At 74.2% G+C, this 23,089-nt stretch carries 21 protein-coding genes; 7 read left to right on the forward strand and 14 right to left on the reverse strand.

The window, feature by feature from the left end:
* Positions 1-37 precede the first annotated feature (37 nt).
* Complete coding sequence (locus P3H78_RS19400; protein ID WP_276110302.1) at positions 38-1,321, reverse strand: adenylosuccinate synthase; 1,284 nt, start codon at positions 1,319-1,321, stop codon at positions 38-40.
* A gap of 197 nt (positions 1,322-1,518) precedes the next feature.
* On the opposite strand from P3H78_RS19400, the gene P3H78_RS19405 reads away from it, so the two are divergent.
* The gene (locus P3H78_RS19405; protein ID WP_276110303.1) at positions 1,519-2,361 is read left to right on the forward strand and encodes a diacylglycerol kinase family protein; all 843 of its coding nucleotides are present in this window, start codon (positions 1,519-1,521) and stop codon (positions 2,359-2,361) included.
* 55 nt (positions 2,362-2,416) lie between these two features.
* Here P3H78_RS19405 and P3H78_RS19410 read toward each other — a convergent pair whose 3' ends face one another.
* Positions 2,417-2,914, reverse strand: a complete 498-nt coding sequence (locus P3H78_RS19410; RefSeq protein WP_276110304.1) for a GbsR/MarR family transcriptional regulator — start codon at positions 2,912-2,914, stop codon at positions 2,417-2,419.
* A gap of 103 nt (positions 2,915-3,017) precedes the next feature.
* Here P3H78_RS19410 and P3H78_RS19415 point away from each other — a divergent pair, with 103 nt between their 5' ends.
* Together P3H78_RS19415 and P3H78_RS19420 are read left to right on the forward strand one after the other, a co-directional pair.
* A complete protein-coding gene (locus P3H78_RS19415) occupies positions 3,018-3,980 on the forward strand; it encodes an ABC transporter ATP-binding protein (protein WP_276110305.1) in 963 nt (320 codons plus the stop codon).
* The gene (locus P3H78_RS19420; protein ID WP_276110306.1) at positions 3,977-5,581 is read left to right on the forward strand and encodes an ABC transporter permease; all 1,605 of its coding nucleotides are present in this window, start codon (positions 3,977-3,979) and stop codon (positions 5,579-5,581) included. Before P3H78_RS19415 ends, P3H78_RS19420 begins: the two co-directional genes overlap by 4 nt.
* Before the next feature lie 31 nt (positions 5,582-5,612).
* Here the strand turns inward: P3H78_RS19420 and P3H78_RS19425 are convergent, their stop codons facing one another.
* From P3H78_RS19425 to P3H78_RS19445, 5 genes are all read right to left on the reverse strand, one after another.
* Positions 5,613-6,215, reverse strand: coding sequence for a Uma2 family endonuclease (locus P3H78_RS19425; protein ID WP_276110307.1), 603 nt, complete (start codon positions 6,213-6,215; stop codon positions 5,613-5,615).
* Positions 6,216-6,306: 91 nt separating this feature from the next.
* Positions 6,307-7,533 carry a cytochrome P450 gene (locus P3H78_RS19430; protein ID WP_276110308.1) on the reverse strand — a complete coding sequence of 409 codons (1,227 nt, stop codon included), beginning with the start codon at positions 7,531-7,533 and terminating at the stop codon, positions 6,307-6,309.
* Positions 7,534-7,616: 83 nt separating this feature from the next.
* Entirely contained in the window at positions 7,617-8,291 is a 675-nt protein-coding gene (locus tag P3H78_RS19435) for a response regulator (RefSeq protein ID WP_276110309.1), read from the reverse strand.
* A complete protein-coding gene (locus P3H78_RS19440) occupies positions 8,288-9,649 on the reverse strand; it encodes a sensor histidine kinase (protein ID WP_276110310.1) in 1,362 nt (453 codons plus the stop codon). The genes P3H78_RS19435 and P3H78_RS19440 overlap by 4 nt, the downstream gene beginning before the upstream one ends.
* Positions 9,650-10,122: 473 nt before the next feature.
* Positions 10,123-11,004, reverse strand: coding sequence for an alpha/beta hydrolase (locus P3H78_RS19445; RefSeq protein WP_276110311.1), 882 nt, complete (start codon positions 11,002-11,004; stop codon positions 10,123-10,125).
* A 200-nt stretch (positions 11,005-11,204) separates the two neighbouring features.
* Here P3H78_RS19445 and P3H78_RS19450 point away from each other — a divergent pair, with 200 nt between their 5' ends.
* Positions 11,205-11,861: a TetR/AcrR family transcriptional regulator gene (locus P3H78_RS19450; protein ID WP_276110312.1), complete on the forward strand. Its 657-nt coding sequence runs from the start codon at positions 11,205-11,207 to the stop codon at positions 11,859-11,861.
* 30 nt (positions 11,862-11,891) lie between these two features.
* On the opposite strand, the gene kynU is transcribed toward P3H78_RS19450, so the two are convergent.
* Both kynU and P3H78_RS19460 read right to left on the reverse strand, forming a co-directional pair.
* Positions 11,892-13,085, reverse strand: a complete 1,194-nt coding sequence (kynU, locus tag P3H78_RS19455; RefSeq protein WP_276110407.1) for a kynureninase — start codon at positions 13,083-13,085, stop codon at positions 11,892-11,894.
* A 76-nt stretch (positions 13,086-13,161) separates the two neighbouring features.
* Positions 13,162-14,046, reverse strand: coding sequence for a tryptophan 2,3-dioxygenase family protein (locus P3H78_RS19460; protein ID WP_276110313.1), 885 nt, complete (start codon positions 14,044-14,046; stop codon positions 13,162-13,164).
* Between the two features lie 368 nt (positions 14,047-14,414).
* Here P3H78_RS19460 and P3H78_RS19465 point away from each other — a divergent pair, with 368 nt between their 5' ends.
* The 3 genes from P3H78_RS19465 to P3H78_RS19475 all read left to right on the forward strand — a co-directional run bounded on the left by P3H78_RS19465 (position 14,415) and on the right by P3H78_RS19475 (position 17,521).
* The gene (locus P3H78_RS19465; protein WP_276110314.1) at positions 14,415-15,251 is read left to right on the forward strand and encodes a COG4705 family protein; all 837 of its coding nucleotides are present in this window, start codon (positions 14,415-14,417) and stop codon (positions 15,249-15,251) included.
* Between the two features lie 161 nt (positions 15,252-15,412).
* Positions 15,413-16,687 (forward strand): COG4705 family protein, encoded by a 1,275-nt coding sequence (locus tag P3H78_RS19470; RefSeq protein WP_276110315.1) that lies wholly within the window; start codon positions 15,413-15,415, stop codon positions 16,685-16,687.
* Positions 16,688-17,101: 414 nt separating this feature from the next.
* Positions 17,102-17,521 (forward strand): DUF3151 domain-containing protein, encoded by a 420-nt coding sequence (locus tag P3H78_RS19475; protein WP_276110316.1) that lies wholly within the window; start codon positions 17,102-17,104, stop codon positions 17,519-17,521.
* 94 nt (positions 17,522-17,615) lie between these two features.
* Here the strand turns inward: P3H78_RS19475 and P3H78_RS19480 are convergent, their stop codons facing one another.
* From P3H78_RS19480 to P3H78_RS19500, 5 genes are all read right to left on the reverse strand, one after another.
* Complete coding sequence (locus P3H78_RS19480; RefSeq protein ID WP_276110317.1) at positions 17,616-19,232, reverse strand: MFS transporter; 1,617 nt, start codon at positions 19,230-19,232, stop codon at positions 17,616-17,618.
* A 98-nt stretch (positions 19,233-19,330) separates the two neighbouring features.
* Complete coding sequence (fbaA, locus tag P3H78_RS19485) at positions 19,331-20,362, reverse strand: class II fructose-bisphosphate aldolase (protein ID WP_276110318.1); 1,032 nt, start codon at positions 20,360-20,362, stop codon at positions 19,331-19,333.
* A 220-nt stretch (positions 20,363-20,582) separates the two neighbouring features.
* Positions 20,583-21,131 carry an orotate phosphoribosyltransferase gene (gene pyrE, locus P3H78_RS19490; RefSeq protein WP_276110319.1) on the reverse strand — a complete coding sequence of 183 codons (549 nt, stop codon included), beginning with the start codon at positions 21,129-21,131 and terminating at the stop codon, positions 20,583-20,585.
* Positions 21,132-21,141: 10 nt separating this feature from the next.
* Positions 21,142-21,939 carry an aldose epimerase family protein gene (locus tag P3H78_RS19495; RefSeq protein WP_276110320.1) on the reverse strand — a complete coding sequence of 266 codons (798 nt, stop codon included), beginning with the start codon at positions 21,937-21,939 and terminating at the stop codon, positions 21,142-21,144.
* Positions 21,940-22,041: 102 nt separating this feature from the next.
* Positions 22,042-23,052: an SRPBCC domain-containing protein gene (locus P3H78_RS19500; RefSeq protein WP_276110321.1), complete on the reverse strand. Its 1,011-nt coding sequence runs from the start codon at positions 23,050-23,052 to the stop codon at positions 22,042-22,044.
* Positions 23,053-23,089 lie beyond the last annotated feature (37 nt).

Here is a 23,089-nt window from a genome sequence, read left to right on the forward strand (position 1 = left end):
TGCACGGGCGCGGGACGGACCGCACGCCCTGCCCGCTCTACAGGAACGAGTTGACCTCGATCGTCTCGTCGCGGCCGGGGCCCACGCCGATCGCGGAGATCGGGGCGCCGGACATCTCCTCCAGCGCCCTGACGTAGTTCTGCGCGTTCTTCGGCAGATCGGAGAAGGACTTCGCCTTGGTGATGTCCTCGGACCAGCCCGGCAGGTTCTCGTAGATCGGCTTCGCGTGGTGGAAGTCGGTCTGCGAGTACGGCAGCTCCTCGACGCGCTCGCCGTCGATCTCGTAGGCCACGCAGACCGGGATCTGCTCCCAGCCGGTGAGCACGTCGAGCTTGGTCAGGAAGAAGTCCGTCAGGCCGTTGACCCGGGTCGCATAGCGGGCGATGACCGCGTCGAACCAGCCGCAGCGGCGGTCCCGGCCCGTGGTCACACCGCGCTCGCCGCCGATCCGGCGCAGCGCCTCGCCGTCGTCGTCGAAGAGCTCGGTCGGGAAGGGGCCCGACCCGACACGGGTGGTGTACGCCTTGAGGATGCCGATGACCCGGCTGATCTTCGTCGGCCCGACACCGGCACCCGTGCAGGCGCCGCCCGCGGTCGGGTTGGAGGAGGTGACGAAGGGGTACGTGCCGTGGTCGATGTCCAGGAGCGTTCCCTGGCCGCCCTCGAAGAGGACCACCTTGTCGTCGTCCAGCGCCTGGTTCAGGATCAGCACCGTGTCCGCGACGTACGGCTTGATCTGCTCGGCGTAGCCCAGCAGCTCCTCGACCACCTGGTCCACGGCGATCGCGCGCCGGTTGTACAGCTTGGTGAGGACCTGGTTCTTGACGTCGAGGGCCGCCTCGACCTTCTGCGTGAGGATCGACTCGTCGTAGAGGTCCTGCACGCGGATGCCGACGCGGTTGATCTTGTCGGCGTAGGTCGGGCCGATGCCGCGACCCGTGGTGCCGATCTTGCGCTTGCCGAGGAAGCGCTCGGTCACCTTGTCCACCGTCACGTTGTACGGCGTGATGACGTGCGCGTTTCCGCTGATCAGGAGCTTGGACGTGTCGACGCCACGCTCGTTCAGACCGCTCAGCTCGGAGAGCAGGACCGACGGGTCGACGACGACGCCGTTGCCGATGACCGGCGTACAGCCGGGCGAGAGGATGCCGGAGGGGAGGAGGTGCAGGGCATACTTCTGGTCCCCCACGACCACCGTGTGGCCGGCGTTGTTGCCGCCCTGGTAGCGGACCACATAGTCGACCGAGCCACCGAGCAGGTCGGTGGCCTTCCCCTTGCCCTCGTCACCCCACTGAGCACCGAGCAGCACAAGTGCGGGCACGCGCGTACACCCCTTCCGGGCGGGGCATGTCCAAGGTCAGGGGCGTACGCGGCGGGTCGACCACCGCGTGCACCGCGACCGCCGTTGGCCGCACGAACCGTCGGACCGGATGCCCCGGAATAGACGAAGCCCCTGGCGCAATAGCGCAAGGGGCTCTTGCACAAAGATGCTACCCGAGGAAGCGAGGCAGGACCGAGGTGGCGACTTCCGACCAGTTGCTGGTGGTCATCGACCCGGTCGCCCGAAGGACCGACGGCGAGTCGGTGCGCATCGCGAAGGACGTGCTCGGCGCGGGTGCGCACACCAAGGTGTGCCTGCCCGAGGGGCCCGAGGAATTCGCCCGCGCCCTGGCCCGCCGCGGCGCCCGCCGGCCCGTGGTGGTGGGCGACGACCGGGCGCTGCTGCGGGCGGTGTCGGTGCTGCACCGGCAGCGCGAGCTGGCCGAGTGCGCCCTGTCGGTGGTGCCGGTGGGAGGCGTGCTGTCCCTGGCCCGCGCCCTGGGGCTGCCGACCGGGGCGGTGGCCGCGGCGCGGGCGGTGCTCGACGGCGCCGAGCGGCGCCTGGACCTGCTCGTCGACGACAGCGACGGCGTGGTGCTCGGGGCGCTGCGCATCCCGCCGCTGTCCCCGGGGGAGGTCCCGGCGGGTGCCACGGCGCTCTCCGCCGAGGCGGACCGCCCGTTCCTGCGCACCTGCCAGTCCCTGGTCCGCACGCTGGTGGCCCGGCCGCCGCGGACGGCGGAGCCGGCCGTGACCGGGCCCGCCCGGCTGCGGGTGGAGGTCGACGGGGCGACGGTGGTGGACCTGGACCAGCCGGTGGAGGCGGTGTCGGTCCGGCCGGGCGCCCCGGGGCTGGCCGAGGTCGTGCTCCAGCCGGTGTCGACGGGCGTGGAGGCCGCCGCGCTGCGGGTGGAGGGCCGCTCGGTGACCGTCTCGGGCGCCGACTTCCGCTACCGGGCGGACGCGGTGGTCTCGGGGCCCGTCCGCACCCGGACCTGGACGGTGCGCGAGGCGGCCTGGCGGCTCACGCTGCCGGCGTGAGCGGCCGCCGGAAGCCGCCGGGGCGTCCGGCGGGGGATCCGGCGGCGGGGGCCCGTCACGGGGTGCCGAAGAGGCGCTCCCGGTGGGCCCGCCAGCGTTCCATCATGGTCTCGACCTCGTGCTCGACGAACTCGAAGAAGGCCAGCGTCTCGGTGAGCCTGCGGCCCGCCGGGGTGTCCGCGCCCAGGCTGGCCACGCCCTCGCGCAGCGCGTCCTCCCACCGCTTGATGATGGCCTCGCGGCTGGTCAGGGCCTCGTACCACTGGTCGCCGTGGACCCGGTACCGCTCCCGCCGCGAGCCGGGCGCCCGCTCGCGCGACACCATGTGCACCTGGGCCAGGTAGCGCACGGCTCCGGACACGGCCGCAGGGCTGACCTTCAGCTGCTCCCCCAGCTCGGCGGAGGTCAGCGCGCCGGTGTCGGAGGCGAGGAGCGCCGCGAAGACCCGTCCGGGCATGCGGGGCAGGCCGGCCTCGACGAGCTGCGCCGCGAAGTGCTCCACGAATCGCGACACGGACTCCGGGTCCCGCTCCGCCGCCTTCGGCTCGGTCATGTCCGGATCATCTCCCCTGTTCGGACGCGGTGGTCAGTCTACCGGGCGGTTTCCATTGTTTTATAGCTTCACAAATTTCTGAAAGAAGCGTACGTTCTGAAGCATGACCAAGGCCATCACCGTGTCCGGGCTGCACAAGTCCTTCGGCCGGACCCACGCCCTGGACGGGCTCGACCTCGACGTCGCGGCCGGCGAGGTGCACGGCTTCCTCGGCCCCAACGGCTCCGGCAAGTCCACGACCATCCGGGTGCTGCTCGGGCTGCTGCGCGCCGACGCGGGCGCCGCGCAGGTGCTGGGCCGGGACCCCTGGCGGGACGCGGTGGAGGTGCACCGGCGGATCGCCTACGTCCCCGGCGACGTGACCCTGTGGCGCAACCTCACCGGCGGCGAGGTCGTCGACCTGTACGGGCGGCTGCGCGGAGGGCTGGACCGGCGGCGCCGGGCGGAGCTGGTCGAGCGGTTCGAGCTGGACCCCACGAAGAAGGGCCGGACGTACTCCAAGGGCAACCGGCAGAAGGTCGCCCTGGTCGCCGCCTTCGCCTCGGACGTCGACCTCCTGGTGCTCGACGAGCCGACCTCGGGACTGGACCCGCTGATGGAGGAGGTCTTCCGGCGGTGCGTCGAGGAGGAGCGGCAGCGCGGGCGCACCGTCCTGCTCTCCTCGCACATCCTCGGCGAGGTCGAGGAGCTGTGCGACCGGGTCAGCATCATCCGCCGCGGCCGGACCGTCGAGAGCGGCTCGCTGGCGGACCTGCGGCACCTCACCCGCACCAGCGTCCACGCCGAGCTCGCCGGGCCGCCCGACGGCCTCTCCGGGCTGCCCGGCGTCCACGACCTCGACGTCCGGGGCCGCCGGGTCCGCCTCCAGGTCGACACCGACAAGCTCGACGCGGTGCTGCGGTCGCTGACCGCGTCCGGGGTGCGGTCCCTGACGTCGACCCCGCCGACGCTGGAAGAGCTGTTCCTGCGCCATTACACCGGCGACGGCGACGGCAGCGCGGACGCCGGGGACGGCGCCGGCGCCGCCGGTCCTCGCGGCGGGACGGCCTCCGGGGTGACGCGATGACGGCCGTGACCGCCGCGCTCCGGCCGCGGAGCGACCGCCCCTGGGCGGGCACCGGCACCCTGCTCCGGTTCGCGCTGCGCCGCGACCGGGTGATGCTGCCGGTCTGGGTCGCGGTGACCGCGCTGATGGTGCTGTCCATGCCCGGCGCCCTGGCCGGCCTGTACGGCACCCCGGCGGCCCGCGCCGACCTGATGCACCAGATGGCCGCCAACACCTCCCTGCGGGCGGTGGTCGGCCCGGTCCTCGGCGACTCGCTGGGGGCGCTGACCGCGTGGCGGGTCGGCGTGTACGCGGCCGCGCTGGCCGCGGTCATGAGTCTGCTGGTCGTCGTCCGGCACACCCGTGACGAGGAGGAGAGCGGGCGCCAGGAGCTGCTGTCGGCGGGGGCGGTGGGGCGCCGGGCGCCGCTGGCGGCCGCGCTGCTGACCGCCGCGGCCGGCGACGCGGTCCTCGCCCTGCTGATCGCCGCGGGCCTGACCGGGCAGGGCACCGCCGGGGCACTGGCCTTCGGGCTCGCGGTGGGCGGCGCGGGCCTGGTCTTCGCCGGGGTGGCGGCGATCGCCGCCCAGCTGACGGAGAGCGCCCGGCTGGCCCGGGGCCTGACCGCGGCCGTCCTCGGCGCCGCGTTCGTGCTGCGGGCGGCCGGTGACTCGGCCACCACCGACGGCTCGTCGGTGCTGACCCGGCTCTCCCCCCTGGGCTGGGTGGAGAACGTCCGGGCCTACGCGGGCGAGCGCTGGTGGGTGCTGCTGCTGTTCGCCACCACGGCGGCGGCCCTGGCCGCGGCCGCCCACGCCCTGGCCGCCCGCCGGGACGTCGGCATGAGCTTCCTGCCCACCCGGCCGGGACCCGCCGAGGGCCGGCTCGCCACCGCGGGCGCGCTGGCCCGGCGGCTGCAGCGGGGCGGTGTGCTCGGCTGGAGCGCCGGCTTCTTCGTCGCGGGCGTCGTCTACGGCGGGCTGACGGACGGCGCCGCGAAGCTGGTCGGGGACAACGCCCGGGCCCGTGAGATCTTCCAGCGGATGGGCGGGCAGGCCGGCCTGGCGAACGCGTTCCTCGCGGCGATGGTCGGCATGCTGGGCGTGATCGCCGCGCTCTACGTCACGGCGTCCGTGCTGCGGCTGCACGGCGAGGAGACCGCGGGCCGCGCCGAGCCGGTGCTGGCGGCCTCCGTGGGGCGGCTGCGCTGGGCCGCCGGGCACCTGGTGATCGCCTTCGGCGGGACGGTCCTGATCATGCTGCTGGCGGGGCTGGGCCTCGCGCTCGGCCACGGCACGGGGCTCGGCCCGATCCTGGGGGCGTGTCTGGTGCAGGTGCCGGCGGTATGGGTGGTCGGCGGTCTGGCCGTCCTGCTCCACGGGATGCTGCCGCGCGCGGCGGCGGCCGCGTGGGGCGTGGCCGTCGCGGTCCTGCTGATCGGCTGGGTCGGCCCGGCGCTGGACCTCCCGCGGACGGTGCTGGACCTCTCGCCCTTCGGTCACCTGCCCAAGATGCCCGGCGCCGCCATGGACTGGCCCCCGGTCCTGGCCCTCACGGCTCTCGCCGCGTGCCTGAACGCCGCGGGCCTGACGGCCCTGCATCACCGCGACATCACGACGTGACGGGTGTGCCGGGTCCGGAGGGTTTCGGAACTCAGTCGACGTGGTCCTTCAGCTTCCCGGTGTCGAGTTCGATCCCGAGGGGATCGGGAAGCACGAGCACGGCGCCGAACGGCACCGTGCGACTCAGGCGGTACCCGACGCCCGGGTCGGGGTCGCTGTAGAGCTTCACGACGCAGGCGTCCCGGTCGATCAGCAGGTAGAGCGGAACACCCGCCGCGCCGTAGGCGACCGGCTTCTCCTGCCGGTCGCGCCGGTCGGTGTCGGCGTCGTACGACGTGACCTCGACGGCGAGGAGCACACCGTCAGGATCGGCCCACTCTCCGTGCCCGGCGAAATGGTCCTCGGGCACGACCACCGCGTCGGGCCGGGCCCTGCCGCCGCGGTACTTCTCCACCCGCAATCCCCTGCCCTGGTACACGTCGAGGTCGGGGCGGGCCTGCATACAGCGCTTGCTCAGCCACACCACGATGGTGTCGTGGTCGCCATCGGCCGCTTTCCCGACCCTGATCCGTCCGTCGATGAACTCGAACCTGACGGTGTCGTCGGTCTCCCTGGCCGTGAAGTCGGCGATCCTCTCGAACTCGTCCACCGACATCTGGGGCGTGTGCAACGAGCGCTCTGCCATGACCGTCATGGTGCCTCCCCTCGCAGGCAGGCAGACACCAGCTTGACGAGCCGGGGGCGGCCACCGGCCGGAATCGCCCGGCGATCAGCCGAACGGGTGATCAGGCGACCCGCACGTCCAGCCCCTCCAGCCCCCGGATCACGAAGTTCGGCTTCCGCCGCGGCTCCGCCGCGAGGCGCAGCGAGGGGGCCCGCTCCAGCAGCGCCGCCATGGACGCGGCGAGCTCCATCCGGGCCAGAGGGGCGCCGATGCAGTAGTGGATGCCGGCGCTGAAGGAGATGTGCGGGTTGTCCGCGCGGGTGAGGTCCAGGCGGCCGGGGTCGGCGAACACGGCCGGATCGTGGTTGGCCGAGCCGAAGAGCAGGGCGATCTCGGAGCCCCGGGGGATCACCGTGCCGTCGATGTCGACGTCCTCCAGCACCCAGCGCTCGAAGAGCTGGAGCGGGGTGTCGTAGCGCATCAGCTCCTCGACGGCGGACGGGATCAGGGAGTGGTCGGCGCGCAGGGCGGCCAGCTGGTCCGGGTTGCGGAACAGGGCCCACCACCCGTTCACCGTGGCGTTCACCGTCGCCTCGTGGCCGGCGTTGAGGAGGAGAACCGCGGTGGAGATCATCTCCTGCTCGGTCAGCCGGTCGTCGTCCTCGTCGTGGGCCGCGATCAGCCCGGAGATCAGGTCGTCCCCCGGCTCCTTGCGGCGGGCCGCGATCAGCTCCCGCAGGCACGCGGAGAACTCCACCGACGCCCGCACCGCGCGGTCCGCCACCTCCGCGGAGGGGTTCAGCTCGTACATCCCGCAGATGTCCGCCGACCAGGGCCGCAGCTGCGCCCGGTCCGCCGGGGGGATGCCCAGCATCTCGGCGATCACCGCCACCGGCAGCGGCTCCGCGACGTCCGCCAGCAGATCGCCGCCGCCCCGCGCGACCAGCTTCCCCGCCAGCTCGTGGGCCAGGCCCCGCACGTACGGCCTCAGCCGCTCGACGGTGCGCGGGGTGAACGCCTTCGACACCAGGCGCCGGATCCGGGTGTGGTCCGGCGGCTCCAGGTCGAGCATTCCGTGGTCGTTGAGCGTGTGGAAGGGCTCGTGCTCCGGCGGCGGTGCAGTCCGCCCGAAGTCCTCGTGCGTGAACCGGTGCTGGTACGTCCGCCCCAGCCGGCGGTCCCGCAGCAGCGCCGAGACGTCCGCGTGGTGCGGCACCAGCCACTGGTCGGTCCGCTCGAACCGGACCACCCGGCCGCGGGCCCGCAGCCCGGCGTAGGCCGGGTAGGGGTCGGCGAGGAACGCCGGGTCCCAGGGGTCGAACTCCTGCCCGCTCCGCGAAGCTGCCATGCCCGGACGCTAGCCCGCCCTCCCCCTTCCTGACCAGGGGCGGGCGGGGGCGCCGCCCGGGACCGGCCCGGAGGCCTCCGGGGTCACCCCGGGGTCACCAGCCGGGCCTCGTAGGCGAAGACCGCGGCCTGGGTGCGGTCCCTCAGGCCCAGCTTCACCAGGATGCGGCTCACATGGGTCTTGATCGTGGACTCGGCGACCACCAGCCGCTCGGCGATCTCCGCGTTGGACAGGCCCTGGGCGATCCGCACCAGCACCTCCGTCTCACGCTCGGTCAGGTCGCCGTAGGACGCGCTGCCGGGCAGGGCCGGGACGGGGGCGTCGGAGAGCCGGGAGAACTCGGTGATCAGACGGCGGGTGACCGAGGGGGCCAGGAGCGCCTCGCCGGCGGCGACCACCTTGACGCCGTCGGCCAGTTGGCGTGCCGAGGCGTCCTTCAGCAGGAAGCCGGAGGCGCCCGCCCGCAGCGCCTGGTACACGTACTCGTCGAGGTCGAAGGTGGTGAGCACCAGCACCTTCGCCGTGCCGTCCGCGGCGACGATCTCGCGGGTGGCCTCGATGCCGTTCAGTTCCGGCATGCGGATGTCCATCAGCACGACGTCCGGGGCGAGTTCACGGACCCGCTCGACGGCCTCGCGGCCGTTGACGGCCTCCCCGACGACCTCGATGTCCGGCATCGCGTTCAGCAGCACCGAGAAGCCCTCGCGGACCATCATCTGGTCGTCCGCGATCAGCACCCGGACGGCGGGGCCCGTCATGCGGCGGCCTCCTCGTCGCCCGGGCGCGGGGCCGCGGGGCCGGCCGGCAGGAACACCGTCACCTCGTAGCCGCCGTCGCCCGAAGGCCCCGCCGTCATCCGCCCGTTCAGCATCGACACCCGCTCCCGCATGCCGGTCAGGCCGTGCCCGGCGCCGGGCGTGGGCCGCTCCGGGGCCGGTCCCGACGGCGGGCCGTTGACCACGCGCAGGCCGAGTCCGCCGATGACGTGGCCGACCTCGACGCGGGCGGCGGCGCCCGGCGCGTGCCGCAGGGCGTTGCTCAGCGCCTCCTGGACGATCCGGTACGCCGACAGCTCGACGCCCTGCGGGAGTTCGCGCACCGCGCCGGTCACCGCCTTGTCCACCGCGAGACCCGCCTCCCGCACGTTCGCCAGCAGCCGGTCGAGGTCGGCGAGTGTGGGCTGCGGCGCCTGCGGGGCCTCGTAGTCCGCCGCGCGGACCACACCGAGGACGCGGCGCAGCTCGGTGAGCGCGGCCACCGCGTTCTCCCGGATCGTGGCGAAGGCCTTCTCCAGCTCCGGCGGCGGGTTCTGCACCCGGTAGGGGGCGGCCTCGGCCTGGATCGCGACCACGGACATGTGGTGGGCGACGACGTCGTGCAGCTCGCGCGCGATGGTGGTGCGCTCCTCCAGGAGGGTGCGGCGTGAGCGTTCGTGCGCGGTCACGGTCTGCTCGGCGGTGACCTGCCGTTCGGCGCTGCGGCGGACGTGCCAGACGGTGACGGCGAGCAGCACGAAGGCGTACAGCGTCAGCACGGACGCGGAGTTGCTGCTGAAGCGCCGGCCGAGCGCGGTCTCCAGGACGAACGCGTAGGCCGCGGTGACGGCCCACATCCACGCGGCGGTGCGCGGCCGGGTGCGGATCGCCACCACGGTGACCACCACCGCCTGCGCGACGAGGCTGCCGGGCTGCCAGGGCCAGTCCCCGGCACCGCCGGCGATCACCGACGAGACCGCGGTGCCCGCGAGCGACGCCCAGAAGGCGCCGACCGGGCGGACCAGCGTCAGCAGCACCGGGACCAGGGCGAGCAGGCCCGCCACCGGGGCCGCCGGGCTGTCCGCCGTGCCGGCCCAGGCGACGAACGCCGCGAACAGGCCGGCCGCCGCGACCAGGACGTGCCGCCGCCACACCGCGAACGCGCCCCCGCGGCCGAGCAGCCGGCCGCTCGGCGCGGCCACGCTCCGGCAGGGCAGCGGGCGGTAGGCGAACGCGTCGTGGAACAGGTCCTGCCGCAGTCCCCGCAGGGCCTCCGCGGCCGCGCGGTACTCGGGGCTGCGCGGCACGTAGGGGCGGAAGCCGCCGTCCGGCGCCGGGTGCGTCTGGGTCGTCTCGGTCACGCTGGAAACGGTAGGCGCCGGCGGGTGACGGGGTCGTCAGCAGTGAGAGGGTTCTCCGGCATCCGTCTCAGGTACTACGGAGCCCGACGGGCCCGGCCGGGTAGCGGGTCCGCGGCGCCGTGCGCCCGCGACCGGCGCGGCGTGCGGGGTCCGTCGCCGGCGCGGCCCGCACGCGCCTCCGCCCGTCCACCGGGCGCGCCGCCCCTGGCCGGCTCCCCCGCTCCGGAGCGTCACCCCCGGCCTGCCGCCTGTGCCCGTGCCCGGGGCGGCGGGCTCCCCCGACTCCCCCCGGCCCGTCCCGCTCCCGCTCGCGGTCTCCGGTCCCCGGCCCATGGCTCTCCTCCCCCGTGCACCGCCCCTCCACCGGGGCCGTCCACCGGGGACGTCACGGAGCGGGGGCCGTCGTCCGCGTCATGCCGGGGAGCCGTCCTCGCGGGCGGCTCTCAGGTACGACGGGTATGACGCGGCGGCGCTCACCAGGCGAGCTGGGCGATCTCCTCGGTGACCACCGCGCCGGCGTCGGCGGCCGGGTCGATCAGCGGGAAGTGGCCGACGTCCTCCAGGAGCGTCAGCCCCACGACCTCGCCGGCCCGCGCGGCCGCGTCGGCGTAGGACTCGGCGACGGCCTGCGGCACGACCGTGTCGGTGCGGCCCTGCACGAGGGTCGTGGCGATGCCGGTCGGCAGCAGCAGCGCCGGGTCGGCGTACGGCTGCCGCTGCGCGAAACAGTCCTCGCCTCCGAGGAGCTGGCGGGCGGCGCCGCCGCACACGTCCAACTTCCCGGCGACCGCGAAGTCGGCGATGGGGGCGAGGGCGACCACGCCGCGCAGGGCGGGCGGGCCGGGCAGGCGCCAGGGGGCGTCCGCGGGCAGCACGTGCCGGGCCGCGGCCCACAGGGCGAGGTGGCCGCCCGCCGAGTGGCCGGTGAGCACGGTGCGGCGCGGGTCGGCCTGCGGGAGGGCCCGGCGGGCCAGGTCCGGCAGGGCGTCCAGCGCGGCCGCCACGTCGTCGAAGGTGTCCGGCCAGCGGCCCGCGACCGGGGGGCCGTCCGGCGCCGGGCCGGGGGCGCCGCGCCGGTACTCGACGCTGGCCACGGCGAAGCCCCGGCGGGCCAGGAGGCCGGCCAGCGGGCTGATGTGACGGCGGTCGTACGGGGCCCGCCAGGCACCGCCGTGCAGCACCACGACCAGTGGCGCCGAGGCGGCGGCGTCCGGTCCCGTGCCGTGCGGGGCGTACAGGTCGACGACCTGGTCCGGGTGGTCGCCGTACGCGGCGGTGGCGTCGGGCTCCACCGGCGGGTGCGAGAAGGCCGATTCCTCCTCGGCGGCGTCGCGGGGCGTGTCGGCGTCCGGCATGCTCCAACCTCTCAAGGACGTAACGGACTTGACGGACGGGGAGGTGATCCGGCCGTTGGCGGGGACGGTATCAGGCCGTTGACGTGCGCGGACAAGGGGATGTCACGCTCGGTGAGCGGTAAACGGTTCTGCTGTTTCGTTAGGCTGTCGCCGTGTTCGCGGCGGAACCCGGCCCGCCCGACGGAGGCAAGGAGGCCGCCATGCCCGCCGAGTCCGGCACCGCCCACCCGGCCGACCCCGGCCCCGGCACGGGCGCCGACCCCGGCACCGTGCGCCCCGGCGGCCGTACCGCCCGGGTCCGTGCGGCCGTCCTGCGCGCGGCCGGGGACGTCCTGGCCGAGCAGGGCTTCGCGCACCTCGACCTGGCCGACGTGGCCCGGCGGGCCGAGGTCGGGCGGACGACCGTGTACCGCCGGTGGGGCTCGGTCACCGCGCTGGTCGCCGACCTGCTCGTGGAGATGGCCGAGACGTCGCTGCCCCGCACGGACACCGGTTCGCTCTCCGGCGACCTCGCGGCCAACGCGGCGCTGGTGCAGCGCACCCTCGCGGACCCGCGCCAGGGCGCGCTGTTCCGGGCGGTCGTCGCCGCCGCGGCCTGCGACGAGCGCACGGCCGCCGCCCTGCGCCGGTTCTACGAGGTCCGCGTCGCGGAGTGGGCGCCGTGCGTCGAACGGGCCGCCGCCCGCGGCGAGGTGCCGCCGGGCACCGACGCGGGGACGGTCGTCCGTGCGGTGTCGGCACCGCTGTACTACACGCTGCTCACCACCGGCACGGCTCCCGACGCCCCGGCCGCCGCACGGGCCGCACGCGCCGCGTGCGCCGCCGCGGCGGCCGGGGTGTACGTCACCGGCCCCTGACCGGTCGGGGGGACGGACCGGGACGCGGTCCTACGCCAGCGTCCGGGCCAGCACCCGTGCCGCCCGGTCCACGTCGGCGAAACCGACGTACAGCGGGGTGAAGCCGAAGCGGAGCACGTCCGGGTGCCGGAAGTCGCCGACCACGCCCGCCTCGATGAGCCGCTTCATCACCTCCCCCGCGTCCGCGCAGCGCAGCGCGACCTGGCTGCCCCGCTCGGCGTGCGCGGCGGGCGTCAGCGACTCCACCCGCCCGGCCGGGACGCGGGCGGCGACGCACTCCAGGAAGAAGTCCGTCAGCGCCAGCGACTTGGCCCGGACCGCTTCGACCGGCACCCCGTCCCACACCTCCAGCGCCGCCTCAAGGGCCAGCAGCGAGAGGATGTCCGGGGTGCCGACCCGTCCGCGCAGCGCGCCCCCGGCCGGCTCGTAGGCGGACCGCATTCCGAACGGCTCGGCGTGCGAGTTCCACCCCGGCAGCGGGGAGTCGAAGCGGTCCTGGAGATCCCGGCGCACGTACAGGAAGGCCGGCGAACCGGGCCCGCCGTTCAGGTACTTGTACGTGCAGCCCACGGCCAGGTCCACGCCGTGCCCGTCCAGCCCGACCGGCAGGGCGCCCGCGCTGTGGCACAGGTCCCACACGGCGTACGCGCCCGCCGCGTGCACCGCGGCCGTCAGCCCGGGCAGGTCGTGCAGGCGCCCGGTGCGGTAGTCGACGTGGTTGAGCAGGACCGCCGCGGTGCGCCCGGACAGCGCCTGCGGCACCTGGTCGGGCGTCACGGGCACCAGCGTGCAGCCGGTCATCCGGGCCGCCGACCCGGCGATGTAGCCGTCCGTGGGGAAGGTGGTCGCGTCGACGAGGATCTCGTCCCGCCCGTCGTCCGCGGCGCGGGCCATGCGGACCGCTGCCACCACCGCCTTGAAGACGTTGACGCTGGTGGAGTCACCCACGACGATCTGCCCCGGTGCCGCCCCGACCAGGGGGGCGATCCGGTCGCCGACCCGCTCCGGCGCGGTCCACCAGCCGCTCTCGTCCCAGGAGCGGATGCGCAGTTCGCCCCACTGGCGGCGGACGACGTCCTCCATCCGGCCGGGCACCGCGGCCGGCAGCGCGCCCAGCGAGTTGCCGTCGAGGTAGACGGTCCCGTCGAGCACGAACCGGGCGCGCAGCGCGGCCAGCGGGTCCGCCGCGTCCGACTGCCGGGCGCGCAGCGCGAGTTCGTCCACCGCGTCGGGACGCCCGCCTCCGGACGTGTCCCGGTCGGCGCCGGAGCCGTCCGACTGCGGTGCGGAGCGCGTGAGTTCAGACATGGGACCTCGCCGTCCAGAGCTCGGGGAAGACGTTCTTGCGGGCCCGCTTCTCCAGCCAGGCCACGCCCGCGGAACCGCCGGTGCCGGGCTTGGCGCCCATCGCCCGCCGGGTGGCGACGAGATGGTCGTTGCGCCAGCGCCACACCAGCTCGGCGACGTCGGTCAGCGCCTCGCCGAGCCGGGCGGTCTCGGCCGCCGGGTCGCCGGAGTAGACCTCCGCCCAGACGGCCTCCACCCCGGCGTGCGGCTCGCGGCGCAGCGACACGTCGCGGTCGAGCACGGCGTCCGGGACGGCGTGCCCGCGCCGGGCCAGCAGCCGCAGCACCTCGTCGTACAGGCTCGGCTCGTGCAGCGCCTTCTCCAGCTCGGCGTGGACCCGGGGCGCGCCGCGGTGCGGGACGAGCATCGACGCGGACTTCTCGCCGAGCAGGAACTCCATCCGCCGGTACATCGCCGACTGGAATCCGGAGCCCTCGCCCAGCGCGCTGCGGTACGAGTTGAACTGGGCCGGGGTGAGTTGTCCCAGCGGCCGCCAGGAGGCGTTCAGCGCCTCCAGCTCCCGGGCCGACCGCTTCAGCGCGGCGATCGCGGTCGGCACGTCGTCCGAGCGCAGCGCCCGCGCGGCGGTCTCCCACTCGTGCACGACGACGGTGAACCACAGCTCCATCACCTGGGTCGTGACCAGGAACACCATCTCACCCGGATCGTCGGAGAGGGTGTGCTGAAGGTGGGTGAGCACGTCCGCCCTGACGTAGTCCTCGTAGGGCGTGGTGCCGTCGAAGTCGAGATGCGGGGTCTCGGGCTCGTGGGTCGCGTACGCGGTGCCGTACGACGTCTCGTACGCACTCCCGTGCGACGGGCGGGCCGGTTGGGACATCGCTGTCTCCTGCATGAACTCCGGGTAGCGGTCCGCCCCTGCCGATGCCGGCACGGGGGCCCCGGTCCCCACCCGCATCCTGCGCATCACCCGGGGAGTTCGCAAGGCCTGCCCGGCCGCCCTGGCGGGCCCGTCCGCCTGCGGTTTCGGCCCAGGGTCCGGGCGGCCGACGGCGAGGGGTCCTTCAGGCCGGTGCGCTGCCGGCCCTTCACACGGCTGGTGCCGGTACGCGGAGAGGGGACGGCGTGAAGACCGGCAGGCCGCCCGGTTTCGTCGATCGGTCACTCGTCGGAATCGGGCCGGGCAGGGCGGCCGTGCACAGCGACGGTCAGGATGTGTTCAGGTGGCCGGTGGCACGGTCGGGCAGCGTGACATACGAGACGTCCGAGAGTCCGGTGGTGCCCGAGGCCGGCCAGGCAGCCTCTCCCCTGCATCGGCTGCGCTGGAACAAGGTGCCCGAGGTCACCGTCCGCTTCTGGTTGATCAAGGTGCTGTGCACCACGGTGGGCGGGACCTGTGCCGACCTGCTGGACGAGAGGGCCGGTCTCGGGCTGACCGGTGTCTCGCTGCTGATGAGCGCGCCGCTGGCCGTCGTGCTGGTGGTGCAGTTCCGCTCCAAGGGCCACCGGCCGGGCGTGTACTGGCTCGCCGTCGCCCTGATCAGCGTCGTCGGCACCCTGGTCAGTGACGACCTCACCGACAGCATGGGTGTGGCGCCGGAGGCCACCACCACGGTCTTCGCGATCGCCCTGGTGATCGTCTTCGCCCTCTGGTACCGCACCGAGCGCACCCTGTCGATCCACCACATCGACACCACCCGCCGCGAAGCCTTCTACTGGCCGGCCGTGCTGTTCACCTTCGCCCTCGGCACCTCCGCCGGCGACCTGGTCGCCGAGAGGACGGGCCTCGGCCACTGGGTGTCCGCCGTGCTCTCCGCCGCCGCCATCGCCGCGATCGCGCTCGCCCGGTTCTCCCTCGACCTGAACGCTGTCTGGAGCTTCTGGCTCGCCTACGTCCTCACCCGCCCCCTCGGCGCCTCCGTCGGCGACTACCTCTCCCAGCCCGCCGGCGACGGCGGGCTGGGCCTCGGCACCGTCGTGACCAGCGCCCTGTTCCTCGCCGTCGTCCTCGCCCTGGTCGTCCATCTCTCCGTCACCCGCAAGGACGTCACCGAACCGGAGCAGGCAGAGGTGCCTGCGGCCTGAGCCGCCGCAGTCCCCCGGGCCGTCGCCACAGGGAGGACCCCGCCGCCCCGGCCCGTCCGTGCAGGCCGGCAGGTGACCGGTCGTACCGAGGTGACATTCCCCACGCCCCAGGCGCCCACGTAGTCAGGATGTGTACAGGTTGGTCGGGCCAACCTCGTCGCATGACAACGACAAGCGAGGCACACACACGCAGCGGGCGGCTCCTGCTGAACAAGGTTCCCGAGGTCACCATCTGGTTCTGGGTGATCAAGATCTTGTGCACGACCGTCGGTGAGAGTTTCGCCGACTGGATCAACATGAAGCTGGGCGTCGGCCTGGTGAACACGGCCTGGATCTTCACCGCGGTGTTCGTGGTGGTTCTGGGCGTCCAGCTGCGGCTCAAGCGGTACGTCCCGTTCCCGTACTGGCTGACCGTGGTCGTGGTCAGTGTCACGGGCACGCTGTACACCGACATCCTGACCGACCAGCTCAACGTGCCGCTGTGGATCAGCTCCGCCGTGTTCTCGGTCCTGCTCGCCGTGGTCTTCGGCGTGTGGTGGCTGCGCGAGCGCACCCTCTCGATCCACTCGGTCACGACCCTGCCGCGTGAGTCGTTCTACTGGCTCGCCGTCCTCGTCACCTTCGCGCTCGGTACCGCGACCGGCGACTGGACCCTCGAGCTCACCGGCTGGAGCCCGGGAGTCTCGGTCCTGCTGCCGCTCGGCCTCATCGCGGCGACCACGTTGCTGTGGAAGTCCGGCGCGAACCCGGTGCTGTCCTTCTGGATCGCCTACATCCTGACCCGCCCGCTGGGCGCCAACATCGGCGACTGGCTCGCCTCCCCGAAGGTCGCCCAGAGCCCGGGCGACCCGACCGGCCTTGCACTGGGCACCTTCACCACCAGCCTGATCTTCCTCGGCCTGATCCTGGCGACGGTCGTCTACCTGACGGTGACGCGCTCGGACGTGACCGAGACCTACGAGGCCACACACACCCCGCAGGTCACCGCCGACCCGCGCCGGGAGCGCATCGCGCTGGCGGGCTTCGGCCTCCTCGCCGTCGCCACCGGGGGCCTGCTGGTCTGGGCCCACAGCCAGCCGCACGTCGGCCCGGCGCCGGAGACCGACGCCACCTCCACCGCTCATCTCGCCCCCGGCCAGGCCGTGAAGAAGTTCCCTCCGGCGAAGGTCGGCGCCCTGAGGGCACTCGCATCGACCTCGCTCAAGGACTCACGGTCGGGGAACGCGGCCGGGGCCCACGCCGCCGCCCAGTCCCTGCGTGATCTCTGGGATGCGGACCAGGCCTCGCTGCAGCCGCTGGACAACACCGGCTGGACGTTCATCGACGCCCAGATGGACAGCGTCCTGAAGACCTTCGGCATCGACCACCCGAATCCGCCGATGTCGCCGGCGCACCAGCAAGCCGAACTCGCCATCCTCCTCGCGGACATTCGCTGACAGACGTCATCCGCGTCGGGATCGCAGGCGCCGGCCGCCGAACGATGTGTGCGCATCCCGCAGCGGGGCGAGGAGTGGATCGAGGATCCGCCCCGGATCCTCGGCATGGCCCCCGGGCCTGACCGCCCAGGCGCCCGCATGGACGAAGCCGGGCCCCTGCCCCCATGGGCCCGGCCTTCGTCTGTCACCCGGGCACCGGCTCGATGTCCGCCGGATCGCGGATCGGCCCGTTGGCCGCGGGCCTGACGACGACCGCGCGGAAGACCTTGAGAACGGCGGCTCGACGCTCCTCATCACCGTGGTTCCTGCCGGGGCACGCATACCTGAACTGCGAGGACGTCCTCGGCTTCCGGTGCGGCGGGAAGGCCCGCATCGTGGTGCCGCATCTTCCGCACCGGGTGGCAGACTGCATCCATGACGACGCACAAGAACCTGCTCGGCGGCCCGGAGCCGACGTACCTCCCGGAGAACGAAGAGGCGTGGCGCCTCCTGGGCGAGGAGTCCCAGCCTCCGGTCGAGGTCGCGGCGAAGCACCCGACGTTCTCACTCGCCTGGGCCATGCTCGCCGAGGACGCCTTCGAGGCGGGGCGAGTGGTCGAGTCGTACGCGTACGCGCGCACGGGGTATCACCGCGGTCTGGACGCGCTCCGCCGGGCCGGGTGGAAGGGGCACGGCCCCGTCCCGTGGGACCACCGGGCCAATCGCGGGTTCCTGCGCTGCCTCGCCGCCCTCGCCCGCGCCGCCGGCGAGATCAACGAGAAGGACGAGACGGAACGGTGCTGGCAGTTCCTCAAGGACAGCAGCGCCGAGGCGTACGACGAGCTGAAGCGGTAACAGTCACCGCAGTTCGAAGGAGTGTGCCGCCGCTCCTCAGGAATCGGCGGCACCCGGACTCCCGGGCCCGCGCCGGGCACCGGCCCGGGGCGTGTCACGGGCGCGGGGCCGGGCCGTCCCCGGGGCCGGAGCGGCGTCCGCCGCCGGGGCCCTGGCCGCCCGCCGGGCCTGACGGGATGTCCGGGGTGCCCCGGCCCGTGGGGCGGGAGCCGTTCTCCAGGGGCGGTGCCGTCACGCAGCCGTGGGTGCGGCACTCGGGGTGGCGGCAGCCCGGGACCGGGCGGCGGACCGTCGCGCAGGCCAGGACCGACGCCGCCACCAGCACCCCCGCGCAGATCGGCATGGCCCGCCGGAACGCGGCGTCGAAGACGTCCGCCGAGCGGTACGCCTCCGGGCCCATCCCGGCCAGCAGTGGCAGCGCGGCCACCGCGAGCAGCCCTGCCGCACGGGCGGCCGCGTTGTTGATGCCGCTGGCCAGGCCCGCCCGCGCGGTGTCCACCGAGGCCAGCACGGTGGCGGTCAGCGGCGCGACGAGGGTGACCATGCCGGCGCCCATCACCAGCAGCGCCGGCAGGACGTCGGTCGGGTAGTCCGCGCCCTTGCCGACCCGCAGCATCAGCAGCATCGCCCCCGCGCACAGAAGCGGCCCCACGGTCAGCGGGATCCGGGGGCCGATGCGGTCGGCGAGGGCGCCCGAGCGGGCCGAGAACAGGAGCATGAGGGCGGTCGTCGGCAGCAGGGCGGTGCCCGCCTGGAGCGCCGAGTAGCCTGCCACCACCTGGAGCTGGAGGGCGGTGAGGAAGAAGAAGCCGCCGAACGCCGCGTACACGCACAGGGTGACCAGGTTGACCGCGGTGAACTGGCGGGAGGCGAAGATGTCGAGCGGCATCATCGGGTCGGCCCGGCGCTTCTCCACCGTGACGAAGGCGACGCCCGCCGCGACGCCCGCGACCGCGGACAGCACGATCGCCGGAGAGCCGCTGCGGGCCTCGATGAGCGCATAGGTGACCAGGGCCAGGGAGAGCGCGCCGAGCACCGCGCCGAGCACGTCGAAGTGCCGGTGCCCGCCGGACCCCCCGGTCCCCGGCTCCCCCGCCGCGACCGGTGCGGGCGAGGAGGACTCCGGGACGTGCCGGACGGCGACCGGGGCGCAGACCAGGGCCAGCGGGACGTTGAGCAGGAACACCCAGCGCCAGCCCGGCCCGTCCACCAGCCAGCCACCGACGAACGGGCCCACGGCCGCCCCGATGCCGCCGAAGCCGGACCACAGGCCCACCGCGCGGGCCCGGTCGTCCGGGTGGAAGGACGCCTGGATGAGCGCGAGGGAGCCGGGGGTGAGCAGGGCGCCGCCGATGCCCTGCAGGGCCCGGGATGCGACCAGCACGGCCGGGTTCGGGGCGAAGCCGCACAGCAGGGAGGCGGCGGCGAACCAGACCACGCCGAGCACGAAGATCCTGCGCCGCCCGTACCGGTCGCCGAGGGAGCCGCCGAGCAGGATCAGCCCGGCCAGGGTGAGCATGTACGCGTTGACCGTCCACTGGAGGGCGGCCAGGCTCGCGTCCAGGTCCTCGCCGATACGGGGCAGCGCGACGTTGACGACGGTGGAGTCCAGCAGGGCCATGCTGGAGCCGAGCACCGTCGTGAAGAGGATCCAGCGCCCGGCGGGGGTGGAGATCCGCACGGCGGGAGCGTGCTGCGCGGTGACAGCCATGGGGGGATCATCCCGCGCCCGCCGCCGCGCGGCCAGACGGACGACGGGCCCGGGCGCGGAGCGCGCCGGGCCCGTCACCGGCCGTCGGGGACCGCCGGCTACTTGATGCGGGTGCCCGTGGAGCGCAGGTTGCCGCAGGCCTCGACGACGCGCTGCGACATCGACGTCTCGGCGAGCTTGCCCCAGGTGCGCGGGTCGTAGGCCTTCTTGGAGCCGACCTCGCCGTCGACCTTCAGCACGCCGTCGTAGTTGCGGAACATGTGGTCCACGACCGGGCGGGTGAAGGCGTACTGGGTGTCGGTGTCGATGTTCATCTTCACGACGCCGTTCTCCAGGGCGGTGCGGATCTCGTCCTCGGTGGAGCCCGAGCCGCCGTGGAAGACGAAGTCGAACGGCTGGCTGCCGGCGGACAGGCCGTACTTCGCGGCCACGCCCTCGTTGAGCTCCTTCAGGAGGTCGGGGCGGAGCACCACGTTGCCCGGCTTGTAGACGCCGTGCACGTTGCCGAAGGAGGCGGCGAGCAGGTAGCGGCCCTTGTCGCCGAGGCCGAGCGCCTCGGCGGTGCGGATCGCGTCCTCGGCCGTCGTGTAGAGGGAGTCGTTGATCTCGTGGGAGACGCCGTCCTCCTCGCCGCCGGTCGGGGTGATCTCGACCTCGAGCACGATCTTCGCGGCGCGGGCGCGCTCCAGCAGCTCCTGCGCGATGGCGAGGTTGTCGGCGAGGGTCTCCGCGGAGCCGTCCCACATGTGGGACTGGAAGAGCGGGTCCAGACCGGCCTGGACGCGCTTCTCCGAGAGGGCGATCAGCGGGCGCACGTACCCGTCGAGCTTGTCCTTCGGGCAGTGGTCGGTGTGCAGCGCGATGTTGACCGGGTACTTCTCGGCGACGATGTGCGCGAACTCGGCCAGCGCGACGGCGCCGGTGACCATGTCCTTGTCGTACTGGCCGCCCAGGAACTCGGCGCCACCCGTCGAGATCTGGACGATGCCGTCGCTCTCCGCCTCGGCGAAACCGCGCAGCGCCGCGTGCAGGGTCTGGGAGGACGTCACGTTGATGGCCGGGTAGGCGAACTTGCCTGCCTTCGCCCGGTCGAGCATCTCGTTGTAGACCTCGGGGGTTGCGATGGGCATCTGTCCGCTCCTCGTATGTGCGGGTTTGCGTGCTGCGTACTGAAGGCCCTGACCTAGGGGGTGACGTCATCGTCGGCCCCATCTTCGCAGACAGGACCGGATCCCAAGGACACCCTGTCCAGCCTGTGGATAACGGGTCGGCCGGACCCGCCGCGCGGGTCCGCCGCCGTCGTCGCGGCGGCCCGGCGCGGGCGGGTGGCCCGGAGGGACCCGGGGGGACCTAGTCGAGGTCCAGGTCGTCCTTCGAGTACGCGAACACGTAGGGCACGCCCGCCTTCTCGGCGATCGCCTCGGCGGCGCCCGTCGCCCGGTCGACGATGGTGGCGACCGCGACGACCTCGGCACCGGCCTCGCGCAGCGCCTCGACCGCCGTGAGCACGGAACCGCCGGTGGTGGAGGTGTCCTCGACCGCGAGGACGCGGCGGCCGGCGACCTCGGCGCCCTCGATCCGGCGCTGGAGGCCGTGCGCCTTGCCCGCCTTGCGGACCACGAACGCGTCCAGCGTCCGGCCGCGGGCGGCGGAGGCGTGCAGCATCGCGGTGGCCACCGGGTCCGCGCCCAGGGTGAGGCCGCCGACCGCGTCGAAGTCCAGGTCCGCGGTCAGGTCGAGCATGACCTGGCCGACCAGGGGCGCGGCCACCCCGTCGAGGGTGATGCGGCGCAGGTCGATGTAGTAGTCGGCCTCCTTGCCCGACGACAGCGTCACCGTGCCGTGCACCACGGCCTTGTCCTTGATCTGCTGGAGCAGCTCGCCCCGTACGTCACTCATGGCAGCCAGCTTAGGGGCGGCGCCACGTCCAGGTCGTCGTGGCCTCCAGCGGCTCCAGCGGTGTGACCAGGCGCGGCCGGGTGTTCAGGCCGTCGGGCGGCCCGGTCTGCGGCTCCACGCACACCGCGGCCTCCTGCTCGTCGTAGACGACGACCCACTCCTCGGGGCTGGTCACCTTCAGTTCCAGCCAGCCGGGCCAGGTGAGGGTGACGTCGACGCCGCCGGGCATGCCGAAGCAGTCGTCCCAGGGGCCGGGCAGGGGGTCGAGGCGCTTGCCGGTGGGCAGGTGGTCGGCGCCGCGCTCCTCCTGCCAGGCGGGGCCGAAGTCGAGCCGGGCGTCCTCGGCGGCGGTCCCTCCCAGGTTGCGCCGGAACCACGGGTGCCACCCGATCTGCGCAGGGAAGGAGGAGCCGTACGTCTCCACCGACATCGTCAGGGTCAGGGAGTCCTCCGTCAGGGCCACCACCTGGGTGACACGCCCCGGATAGGGCCACGGCTCGACCAGGTCGTACGTGAGGACCGCCTCGCTCCGGGAGGCGCGGGCCGTGCGCCAGGCGCCGTCCCGGACGGTGCCGTGGATGGCGTGCGGCGGGGAGTTGAGCGGCATCTGGTGGACGGTGGCGCCGTCCATGAACCGGCCGTCGCGGATGCGGCCGCACCAGGGGACCATCGGGAAGCAGCCGAACCGCTCGCCCTGGCGGAGCAGTTCGAGGCCGCCGACGCGCAGCCCCCCGATCCGGCCCCCGTTGCCCGGCTGCACGGTCGCCTCCGCGTCGCCCGCGGTCAGCGTGATGTCTTCGTTGCTCACGCCACGAGGCTACTGGGCCGATCAAGAAGGCGGGATACGCCCGGTCCGTGCGGCGTCCGGCGGCGGACCGGTGTCGACGGGCCGTCGGCGAGGCGCCCCGGTTCAGCGGCGGCGGCGCAGCGCGCGGCCGACCACGATCGCGGACGCCACCACCAGGGCCGCCGCAGGGGCCGCCCAGCGCAGGGTGGGGCTGGTGGAGACGGTGAGCGGGGCGGGCACCGGCGCGTAACGGCCGCGGGGCGGGGCGTGGTCCACCTCCTCGGCGCTGCGGCCGATCATCGTGCGCCGTGCGTGGGCCGCCTCGGCGGGCGGCTCGCCCGCACCCGTGAAATCCTCGGCCCGCGCCGGTCCGGCACCACCGCCGGCCCGGCCCCGGGACACCTCCCCGGCACCCGGCCCGGCCCCGGTGTCCGCGTCCGCGTCCGCGTCCGCGGCAGTGTCCTTGTCCTTGTCCTTGTCCATCTCCGGCTCCGGCGTCGCTTCCGTTTCCGTTTCCGCGGGAGCCGCGTCCCCGTCGGACCCCCCGTCTCCTTCCGCCCCACCGGCCCCGTCCCCCTCGGCGGAGTCGGATGCCGCAGCGGGACCGGACGGCTCGGCGGCGTCGGGCGTCCCGGCCGGGCCGACCGGCTCGGCGGGCCCCGCGGCCCCGGCGGGCCCGGCCGCCCCCTCCGCCCGTTCCGTCTCCGCCGTTCCCGTCCCCGCGGCCAGGTTTTCCGCGAAACGGTTCAGCAGGCGGGTGCCCGCCGAGTGCACCGCGTCCCGGGGCAGTTCGGCGACGCGGCCGTCGGCGGTCGCGGTGCCCGAGACGGCGAGGACGCAGCCCCCTTCGGCGTCCCGCACCCGCAGGATCAGCGCGAGCGTGACCGAGCCGGTGCCGCGGGACTCCGCCGCGTCGCCCGTCACGTCGGTCCCGCCGTCGTCGCGGGCCGTCAGGCGGACGGCGCCGCGGTAGGTGATGGAGTGGCCGCCGACGCGCACCTTCAGGCGCCCCGCGACCGGGTCGGCGCCCGGGTCCTGCTGGAGCCCCGGGACCGCCCGGGCCACCTGTGCGGGGTCGGCGAGCGCCACCCGCAGCAGCCGGGCCGGGACCGGGACGAACACCTGGTGCTCCATGTCAGCCGAGGGTACCCAGTTTGCGCGCCGGGGATAC

Origin of the sequence: Streptomyces tropicalis, from assembly GCF_029269835.1 — a bacterium.
GTDB lineage: Bacteria > Actinomycetota > Actinomycetes > Streptomycetales > Streptomycetaceae > Streptomyces > Streptomyces tropicalis.

Coding starts and splice junctions, on each gene's coding strand:
- P3H78_RS19460 (WP_276110313.1), bottom strand. CDS start 14,046: ATGTCCCAACCGGCCCGCCCGTCGCACGGGAGTGCGTACGAGACGTCG.
- P3H78_RS19410 (WP_276110304.1), bottom strand. CDS start 2,914: ATGACCGAGCCGAAGGCGGCGGAGCGGGACCCGGAGTCCGTGTCGCGA.
- P3H78_RS19430 (WP_276110308.1), bottom strand. CDS start 7,533: ATGGCAGCTTCGCGGAGCGGGCAGGAGTTCGACCCCTGGGACCCGGCG.
- fbaA (WP_276110318.1), bottom strand. CDS start 20,362: ATGCCCATCGCAACCCCCGAGGTCTACAACGAGATGCTCGACCGGGCG.
- P3H78_RS19415 (WP_276110305.1), top strand. CDS start 3,018: ATGACCAAGGCCATCACCGTGTCCGGGCTGCACAAGTCCTTCGGCCGG.
- P3H78_RS19435 (WP_276110309.1), bottom strand. CDS start 8,291: ATGACGGGCCCCGCCGTCCGGGTGCTGATCGCGGACGACCAGATGATG.
- pyrE (WP_276110319.1), bottom strand. CDS start 21,131: ATGAGTGACGTACGGGGCGAGCTGCTCCAGCAGATCAAGGACAAGGCC.
- P3H78_RS19420 (WP_276110306.1), top strand. CDS start 3,977: ATGACGGCCGTGACCGCCGCGCTCCGGCCGCGGAGCGACCGCCCCTGG.
- P3H78_RS19445 (WP_276110311.1), bottom strand. CDS start 11,004: ATGCCGGACGCCGACACGCCCCGCGACGCCGCCGAGGAGGAATCGGCC.
- P3H78_RS19475 (WP_276110316.1), top strand. CDS start 17,102: ATGACGACGCACAAGAACCTGCTCGGCGGCCCGGAGCCGACGTACCTC.
- P3H78_RS19480 (WP_276110317.1), bottom strand. CDS start 19,232: ATGGCTGTCACCGCGCAGCACGCTCCCGCCGTGCGGATCTCCACCCCC.
- P3H78_RS19470 (WP_276110315.1), top strand. CDS start 15,413: ATGACAACGACAAGCGAGGCACACACACGCAGCGGGCGGCTCCTGCTG.
- P3H78_RS19500 (WP_276110321.1), bottom strand. CDS start 23,052: ATGGAGCACCAGGTGTTCGTCCCGGTCCCGGCCCGGCTGCTGCGGGTG.
- P3H78_RS19425 (WP_276110307.1), bottom strand. CDS start 6,215: ATGACGGTCATGGCAGAGCGCTCGTTGCACACGCCCCAGATGTCGGTG.
- P3H78_RS19450 (WP_276110312.1), top strand. CDS start 11,205: ATGCCCGCCGAGTCCGGCACCGCCCACCCGGCCGACCCCGGCCCCGGC.